Below are 8156 nucleotides of genomic sequence, written 5' to 3'. Positions count from 1 at the left end.
AAGAGTATTTAGCTTCTTAACGTACTTATCAACCCCCATACCTTCGGTTAATTGCCAAAAATAGTCGTTAGAAACCGGAGAGAATAGTTGATGAAATGTGGATAATGTGGTATCCTTGCCTTGCATTGTGGCCTCCTTATATTAGAGGTTGGGGCAAGGACTACCCTTAATCTCTAGTATAAGGAGTTTTTTCTTGCAAGGCCAGGTTATTTCAGGAATTTTGCTGATTTTGGGGCGCAATTGCTCTTGACATGTTTATAATTTTTTTATGCAACGCTAGTGACCGCAGGTCTCTTTTTATTTTTGTTGACAACGAAAAGTTTCTGGTTACCGTTTGTAGCCAGCTGGCTGATGGTAGGTGACAAAGATTTACAGCCTGCCGATGTGATTATTGTCCTTTCGGGTGAACAGGGCGAGCGGGTGGCGACGGGGGTAAAGCTCTACCAGGAAGGCCTGGCTCCAAGGCTTCTGATGACCGGCGGCCCCGTAGAATGGAACGTAGCAGCGGCTGACATCATGGCCGAACAGGCAAAATTCCTGGGGGTACCGGAAAAGGATATCGTCCTGGAAAAGCGGGCTACCAGCACCTATGAAAACGCTCTTTGCAGCCTTGATATTTTAAAGAAAAATGGCTGGCAGTCGGCTATTGTCGTTACCTCTCCTTACCACCTGCGGCGCACCAGACTGGCTTTTAACAATGTATTTCGGGGCAGCGGCATCCGTTTGAGCTTCTACGGGGCGGAGGACCCATGGCTGGATCCTACCCGCTGGTGGCTCCAGGACCGGGGGATAGAAGTGGTGGGCCTGGAGTATTTTAAGCTGGCCTGGTATGTGATTCACAATGGGATTTAGTCCTGGAGAAGGCCCTGGCCTCCTACAGCCGTGCTTACAATTTCCGCGCCATATCCTTACGTTACTTCAACGCCGCCGGGGCTTCATCAGCAGGGGATATCGGCGAAGACCACGACCCGGAAACTCACCTCATCCCCCTGGTGCTAAGGGCCATTATGACGGGTGAAGAATTAACGGTCTTTGGCGACGACTACCCTACTCCCGACGGGACGGCGGTGCGGGACTACATCCATGTCGATGACCTGGCGGCAGCCCACGTCCTGGCCCTGGAAGCCCTGGAGCAGGGCAGCCCCACGGCGGCCTATAACCTGGGCAGCGGCCGGGGCTATTCGGTTCTGGAGGTAATAAAAGCGGCGGAAAAGGTGACGGGGAAAAAGGTGCCCTACCGTGTCGGTCCCCGGCGGCCCGGCGACCCGGCGGTGCTGGTAGCCTCGGCAGAAAAAGCTATGGCGGAGTTAGGCTGGCGGCCGCGATATACCGAACTGGAGGACATCATTGCTACGGCCTGGCAGTGGCACCGCCGCAGGCCGCGGGTATCTTAAAGGACCATCGACCGGCCTGCTTAAACCCGGCCGGTCTTTTATGCCAGAGCGACCTTAAGCCCGGAGTGGGGGTTAAGTATCAATGTTTATATCAATGTTTAATGGCAAGAACCCTAAGCAGTTCATCCTCGCTGGTGATGTCAAGTATCTTTTCCGCCAGGTCATCTAGCTGCTCCACTGATAAAGTCTTTATCTTCGCTTCAACTTCAGGAGAAGTGGTACCCAGGCGTTTCCTTAGCTGTCTTAAGAGTATTTCCTGCCGGCCTTCCTGCCGGCCCTGCTGTCGGCCTTTTAAATGCCAGGATGTGGTTAATTCCATAACCCTTTGCACCTCCTCGGGTTGGAGTTCTGGGGCGAATAGTCCATTTTGCTTAACGACGCCGCCGCTACCGGGTTGTTGCTGTTGATGTACTGCCGCCAGGGCAGTCTATTGAGCTGTATTTTATAAAACTCGAACTGCAGGACCTTGAGAAAGGGAAACTCTACTTCATGCCGGTTGGTTTCTTCTGCCTTACTGTCATGGGCAAAGACGGCAATGGGCAGCACCCTTTTCTGGTGTTTTTCGTAAAGCCGGCTGAAGTAAATGAACATGCGCCGGGCGAAATCGGCTTGCCGGTAGGCCTGGGGCTCGATATGGAGCAGGACGCAGCCGTCTTCTCCTTTGATTTTAACTTCCGCCAGGATATCAACGTAGTGTTTGTCGCCGGCGGTAATATCAGTAATGACCTCCTGGGTCAAAAACCTGGTATCCGTATAATCGATAAAATTTTTCTTTATTTTACCTGAGAGGACCTGGCTGAGCAAGGGTTATTTTTTTAATATATTGGTAAAGGCCTGGCCCCGGAGCTACGGTCCCGGCCAGTTCCCCCAGCGAACATGACGAGACATCATTCTGGGCGGTAATGGTCGTTCTTTTTGGATATATTTAGCCATTGAACTCAATTCACAAGGAGGGCGCCGAACTGGTGGCAACTTTTGATTCGATAACCACTGAACTGATAGCGGCCCTGGAAGAAGAGATCAATGCCATCAAGGAGTCTGGCGGGGCGGAGCAAATAGGAGTCCACGACGGAAGGTACGGAGGCACTGCTGCGGGCCGCTTTCTATATATTTTTTTGCTTGATACCGAACTCAATATTACCTCCGATACCCCGGCTCAACTCCGTATTGATAAGGATTCACACGAGACCATCATAGTAAGCGTTCAGGGGTTTGAGATCACGCTGGGCATACAGGATGACCTGGGCCCCTTTATCCCTAAGGCGGTCCTGAGCCTTTCCGCCTACTACTTATTAGAACAGTTGCAGCGACGCCTGGATGAAATTCGCACCGGCGTACTTCCTGCCGAACGGGATATATGTATGCGGCTTTTTGCGTTCCAAGCTAATGTTCCCTTTCCCAATGTTAAACCTGCCGCCAGCCTTGGAGACTTGAACAGGGAACAAATGGAGGCAGTCAACCGGAGCCTGGGACAGCGGGTCACATTCATCTGGGGCCCGCCGGGAACGGGGAAGACACGGACCATTGGCGCCCTTGTGCGGGAGTTGGTCCGGCGTGGGGACCGTGTACTGGTTACGTCCCACACGAACGTGGCTGTAGATACGGCCTTGATTCCCGTAATCAAAGCTCTGGACGATAACGAAATCCAGGGTGGTGCCGTGGTACGGGTAGGCGCATTGGCTCGGGAGGACCCGGAATTGCAGCAGGTGACGATGGAGGCCGTGCTTGAGAGGAAAAGCAAGGATTTAAGGCAGCAACAGCAAGCGCTGGGGGTTGAGCGCAAGAGGGTGCAGGGAGTGCGGGACCAGTTGGCTGCTACCATCCGGGTTATCGAGACTGTTGAAAAGTCAGAGCAGCTTGTCGCAACAGCAAAGATTGCCTTGGCTGGAGCCGAACAGAAGGTGCAAGAAGAAGGGAACGCCATCTCGCAGGCCCGTAAAACCCTGGGCGATTTGCATAGTAAGCTGCAGCAAGCTGAAGCGGCCGGGTTCATTCGACGGGTCTTTTTCGGTTTTAACCCGGAGGTCATCCGTCGTCAGATCGTCAATCAAGAAACTGTAATCACAAAGCTGGAGGCAGCTTATCAGGTTGCCCAGCAGGAGAGAAGGGCCGCCAGCGTCGCCCTATCGGATGCTGAACGCCGGCAGGCCAAAGACCGGCAGGCCTTGGAAAGCCTGGGGCCGTTGCCTCCTCTCCCGGAACTCCGGCAGCAGCTGAGTGAGGCTGAGAAAAACCTCAAGCAATTAGATGAGCAATTGGCCGCCATGGAAGCCCGGCTGCGTGAAATGGCGGCGACCGTGATTCGCGACGCCAGAATCGTTGGAGCGACTTTATCTCGACTGGTGCTTTTGGAGGAACTGTACCGGGGCACCTTTGATACAGTAATCATCGACGAGGCCAGCATGGTTCCCCTGCCCAATCTATGGTTTGCCAGTAGCCGGGCGCAGAAGCGCGTGGTGGTCACAGGTGATTTCCGGCAGCTGCCCCCGATTGCAACCGCCCGGGACGCTGAAAAGTATCCCCTGGCTGCCAGATGGTTACAAACCGATATTTTTGTTAAGGCCGGTATCGTGGAAGGCCGGGCAAGGTTGGACGATCCCCGGTTGTGTGCGCTGAAGGTGCAGTATCGCATGCATGAAGCCATTGGCGAAGTGGCCAATATGCTGGTCTATGAGCATGACGGAAACCCGCTCGAGCACAGGGCGGACCCCAAGAAATATGAACACGCGACTGCGGCTCTTCCAGAATCCGGGGAGCCTCTGGTCCTGTGTACCACATCGGGTGCCAATCCCTGGTGCGGCCGGCTGGACCCCGGGTTCTCCCGCTACAATATTTACAGTGCTATAGTCTGTATCCGGCTTGCCGCCCGGGCCCTGGCCAGCGGCGCCCAAAATGTAGGACTGGTGGCGCCGTACCGGGCTCAAACCCGCTTGCTGCAACACCTGGTGGAGCAATACAGGCTTCCCGGAGAAAGAGTTGAAACGGCAACCGTGCACAGGTTCCAGGGCAACGAGAAAGATGTTATTATCTTCGACCTGGTGGATAGTCCCCCGTTTCAAATTGGGAAGCTTCTCTCTGGCGGCTGGGGTTCCGAAGCTATGCGATTGTTCAATGTGGCCTGCACCCGGGCAAAAGGTAAGTTGGTGATAGTGGCCCACCATGACTATCTGAGCCAAAAAGCTCCTGTAGGTGACTCCCTGGCCACCTTGCTGCAGCATCTGGAGCAGCACGGCAAGATCATGGACGCCCGTATGGTGGTTCAAGATTATGCCGACCCGACGGTTAAGACCGCACTGGGAGCAGTAATGCCGGCACGCCGGCAGTTAGGAAATCCCGAAGGAGCTGCACACTTCAACGAAGGCAATTTTTACCCAGCTTTCCTGGAAGATTTGCGTGACGCCTCCAGGGAGGGAGTTATATTCAGCCCTTTCATCGCCGAGCGACGCTTGGCGGACGTAATCACTCCTTTGCGGCACCTGGTAGACCGCGGGGTACCGGTACTGGTGGTAACCCGGGAGCGGCATGAGTCCAACCAGGTTACGGAGGAATTAATTCGTCAATTATCTATAATAGGCATTAAAGTGTTACGCCGCAAGGGCCTGCATGAGAAGCTCGCCTTCGTGGATCGGAAGATCGCCTGGTTCGGCAGCTTGAACATTCTTTCCCACAGCCGGAGCAGTGAGTTGATGATCCGGTTCTCCCAGCCGGAGCTGGTGGTGAGGCTGATGGAACTCTCGGGTACGGTGTACCTGCTTAAGCAAGAGGAACGGCGGTCTGTACAAAAGCACCGCCTTACCGAGCTGGCTGCTGCTTTAAAGAAGCGGATGGCATTTCCTTCCTGTCCTTTGTGTGGTGGTCCCACCGAGCTCAGGACGAGCAAGTATGGGCCCTTCTTTGGCTGTGCTTCCTACCAGCATGGCGGTTGTAAAGGATTGATTAACATCCCACACCGGGTGCTGGAACTGGCGGTTCAGGACCTGGAGCTTACCTGTCCGCATTGCGGGGGGAAGGTTGTTCTCAAATCTGGCCGCAACGGGGCATTCCTGAGCTGCAGCCGGTACCCGAATTGCCGCTGGACTGATTCCTTTTAAGGTGGCCTTTCGCGCAAAACTATAACCCGGGCTGGACGGCTTATAACTTATCTTCCGCTCTAATTATTCAGAAGTCGCATGAATATAATCTTTGTGAGTCTAGTAGCAGATGGTATCGAAGTATATATACCTCATAGTTCAATGCTAACCGAGAAGGGGTGCGGAAAATAAGTTATAGAGGTGGTACTGGGTGGCCATTTATCGCAAATGTAAATACTGTGGGCGGCCTATCAGCCTCAGGGAGATGCCCGCAGGTCAGTGGGTGGCCTTTGATGTGGGCACGGACAATGTACATCACTGTGGCTCCAGGCCTACCATCACTCCACCGGCCGTATCCGCGGTAGCGGCAACGCTGGATACCGGAACCGTGACCGCCAGCCCGGTAGTTGCCACGAGTTCAGAGCAAATCCGGGCGCTCTTAAAAAAGGCGCTGCAGGAACACCGCTGTGTGCATCTGAACTATTACACAGCCTCCAGGAAAGCGCTTACCGACCGGGTGGTGGAGCCGCTGGCGCTGGAACCAGGGGACTGGGGTGGTACCATCCTTCGGGCGTACTGTCGCTGGCGCCAGGATATTCGGTCGTTTGCCCTCTCTAATATCCGGCGGGCGGAGCTGCTGGAGGAGACGTTTTCACCGCGCTCACTTTCACGATCCCAGCCTATCACTATTTATCGAACGTCGATTTCCGGCCACGCTTCAACTCAAGCAAGCAGCAAGACGCCATCTACAGCCTCAGAATCTACGGGTTGTATCTGGTGGTTGATAGTGGTTGGAATAGTCCTTTTGTGGTTGCTCTTTGGCAGCCGGTGATGACTGTGGTTACGAACTTAGCTTTGCCAGGGAGATCACCTACATATCCCTCCGGTATTTCAAGGTTGGCGGTGCCGACCGGGACGGTAGAATCGGCGAGGGGGAAGAAGACGCCACCCACCTCATCACCCTGGCTACCCGGACGGCAGCGGGTAAGAGACCATATTTAAGCGTCTTCGGCACGGACTATCCCACCCCGGACGGCACCTGCATCCGGGACTACATCCACGTCGAGGACCTGGCGGCAGCCCACGTGCTGGCCCTGGAAGCCCTGGAGCGGGGCGGCCCCACGGCGGCCTACAACCTGGACAGCGGCCGGCGCTATTCGGTTCTGGAGGTAATAAAAGCGGCGGAAAAGGTGACGGGGCAGAAAGTACCTTACCGTGTCGGTCCCAGGCGGCCCGGGGACCCGGCGGTGCTGGTAGCCTCGGCAGAAAAAGCCATGGCGGAGTTAGAGTGGCGGCCGCGGTATACAGAACTGGAGGACATCATTGCTACGGCCTGGCAGTGGCACAGCCGCAGGCTGCGGGGATTTAAAGGTTGAGTTATACGAGGGTCATAGGGGAGCAGATACGGCAGGATGGTCGGGTATTTAAAGAAGAAGAAACAGATACCAGATTGAGTTGGAGACGTTTTTGGGGTATAATCTTACAGAATATAATTGATATTAATCTCGAGCCTTAGGAGTGATGGCATTGCTACAGGTTAAGAGAAGAGTAGAGCCAGGCGGAAGAATTACCATTGGAGAAGTATTGAAAATGGCCAAAATTAAACCTGGTGATTGGGTAGAGATTATCCCGGGTACGAATAAGATAACCATTAAGCTGACTAAACGTAGTAAATCAAAAGGTGCTGTCCTGGCGGCTGCGGGTATCTTAAAGGACCATCCTGAATTGGTTGAGGAGATGTTACGCATCAGGGAGGATGAAGATGATCGATCAGGGGTCGTACCCGAATAAGTATGTGGTCGATACTAACATAATTATTTATACCCTGGCAGGAGTAAAAGCAGCAGTTTGGGCAATGAAGAAACTAGAAGACGACGATATAGAAGTCTATTATTCAACAATAGTCGAGGCAGAGCTGTTTTCATTCCATGAACTAACTCTTGAACAAAAATCAAAGATAAGAGGTATTCTGGATATAGGAGAAATAGTGGATGTTGATTCTAACGTCGCTCTTAAAGCCGCCGAATTACGCGCCCTTAGTAAAAAGTATTATAATCGCAAGCTAAAATTACCAGATGCCATCGTTGCAGCTACAGCCTTATTATTATCGGCTGTTTTAGTCACACGGAATGTTGAAGATTTCAAACATCTTCGCAGGCATGGTCTACATTTATACAATCCTTTTGAACAAAGATAATAGTTAACGGCAGACGGCCTTATTTGAGGGTATCCGTTTGAGCTTCTACATCCTTACGTTATTTCAACGTCGCCGGGGCGTCGCCGGCAGGGGATATTGGGCACGGCGGTGCGGGACTACATCCACGTCGAGGACCTGGCGGCAGCCCACGTCCTGGCCCTGGAAGCCCTGGAGCAGGGTAGCCCCACGGCAACCTATAACCTGGGCAGCGGCCGGGGCTATTCGGTTCTGGAGGTAATAAAAGCGGCGGAAAAGGTGACAGGGCAGAAAGTACCTTACCGTTTCGGTCCCCGGCGGCCCGGGGACCCGGGGGTGCTGGTAGCCTCGGCAGAAAAAGCTATTGAAGAGCTGGGGTGGCGGCCGCGATAACTAGTTTGGAGGAGATTATCGCCACTGCCTGGATGTGGCATAGAAATAAGCCGGGCGGGTATTCTCAAGTTTACTCGCCGGAGGGCCGGTGACGGTGACCCACCCGGAGATGACCCGCTACTTTAT

General features: G+C 53.8%; 10 protein-coding genes. 8 read left to right on the top strand and 2 right to left on the bottom strand.

Annotated features, from left to right (window positions below; translation table 11 throughout):
• The first annotated feature begins 303 nt into the window (after positions 1-303).
• Together MOST_RS01515 and MOST_RS01510 are read left to right on the top strand one after the other, a co-directional pair.
• Positions 304-852, top strand: a complete 549-nt coding sequence (locus MOST_RS01515; RefSeq protein WP_106006997.1) for a YdcF family protein — start codon at positions 304-306, stop codon at positions 850-852.
• Positions 825-1394: an NAD-dependent epimerase/dehydratase family protein gene (locus MOST_RS01510; protein WP_083476596.1), complete on the top strand. Its 570-nt coding sequence runs from the start codon at positions 825-827 to the stop codon at positions 1392-1394. Before MOST_RS01515 ends, MOST_RS01510 begins: the two co-directional genes overlap by 28 nt.
• 91 nt (positions 1395-1485) lie before the next feature.
• Here the strand turns inward: MOST_RS01510 and MOST_RS17115 are convergent, their stop codons facing one another.
• Positions 1486-1713: a DUF4351 domain-containing protein gene (locus MOST_RS17115; RefSeq protein ID WP_054936603.1), complete on the bottom strand. Its 228-nt coding sequence runs from the start codon at positions 1711-1713 to the stop codon at positions 1486-1488.
• On the bottom strand, positions 1704-2132 hold the full coding sequence (locus MOST_RS17110) for an RpnC/YadD family protein (protein ID WP_161952789.1): 429 nt from the start codon (positions 2130-2132) through the stop codon (positions 1704-1706). The genes MOST_RS17115 and MOST_RS17110 overlap by 10 nt, the downstream gene beginning before the upstream one ends.
• Positions 2133-2359: 227 nt before the next feature.
• Here MOST_RS17110 and MOST_RS01500 point away from each other — a divergent pair, with 227 nt between their 5' ends.
• The 6 genes from MOST_RS01500 (at position 2360) to MOST_RS01475 (ending at position 8030) form a co-directional block, all read left to right on the top strand.
• On the top strand, positions 2360-5485 hold the full coding sequence (locus tag MOST_RS01500) for an AAA domain-containing protein (protein ID WP_054936601.1): 3126 nt from the start codon (positions 2360-2362) through the stop codon (positions 5483-5485).
• Positions 5486-5675: 190 nt separating this feature from the next.
• Positions 5676-6296, top strand: a complete 621-nt coding sequence (locus MOST_RS01495; RefSeq protein WP_054936600.1) for a helix-turn-helix transcriptional regulator — start codon at positions 5676-5678, stop codon at positions 6294-6296.
• The gene (locus MOST_RS01490; protein ID WP_083476595.1) at positions 6283-6840 is read left to right on the top strand and encodes an NAD-dependent epimerase/dehydratase family protein; all 558 of its coding nucleotides are present in this window, start codon (positions 6283-6285) and stop codon (positions 6838-6840) included. The genes MOST_RS01495 and MOST_RS01490 overlap by 14 nt, the downstream gene beginning before the upstream one ends.
• Before the next feature lie 214 nt (positions 6841-7054).
• Positions 7055-7255, top strand: coding sequence for a hypothetical protein (locus tag MOST_RS01485; protein WP_161952788.1), 201 nt, complete (start codon positions 7055-7057; stop codon positions 7253-7255).
• Entirely contained in the window at positions 7227-7661 is a 435-nt protein-coding gene (locus MOST_RS01480) for a type II toxin-antitoxin system VapC family toxin (protein ID WP_054936598.1), read from the top strand. Before MOST_RS01485 ends, MOST_RS01480 begins: the two co-directional genes overlap by 29 nt.
• Positions 7662-7769: 108 nt before the next feature.
• Complete coding sequence (locus tag MOST_RS01475) at positions 7770-8030, top strand: GDP-mannose 4,6-dehydratase (protein ID WP_244267010.1); 261 nt, start codon at positions 7770-7772, stop codon at positions 8028-8030.
• The last annotated feature ends 126 nt before the right edge of the window (positions 8031-8156 follow it).

Source organism: Neomoorella stamsii, from assembly GCF_002995805.1.
In the GTDB taxonomy this organism is placed as follows: domain Bacteria; phylum Bacillota; class DSM-521; order Neomoorellales; family Neomoorellaceae; genus Neomoorella; species Neomoorella stamsii.
The sequence above is the reverse complement of the archived record's forward strand: the minus strand, read 5'-3'. Positions and strand labels throughout refer to the sequence as shown.

Excerpts from the sequence above, each read along its gene's own strand:
- MOST_RS01485 (WP_161952788.1), top strand. The coding sequence starts at position 7,055 with ATGGCCAAAATTAAACCTGGTGATTGGGTAGAGATTATCCCGGGTACG.
- MOST_RS17115 (WP_054936603.1), bottom strand. The coding sequence starts at position 1,713 with ATGGAATTAACCACATCCTGGCATTTAAAAGGCCGACAGCAGGGCCGG.
- MOST_RS01480 (WP_054936598.1), top strand. The coding sequence starts at position 7,227 with ATGATCGATCAGGGGTCGTACCCGAATAAGTATGTGGTCGATACTAAC.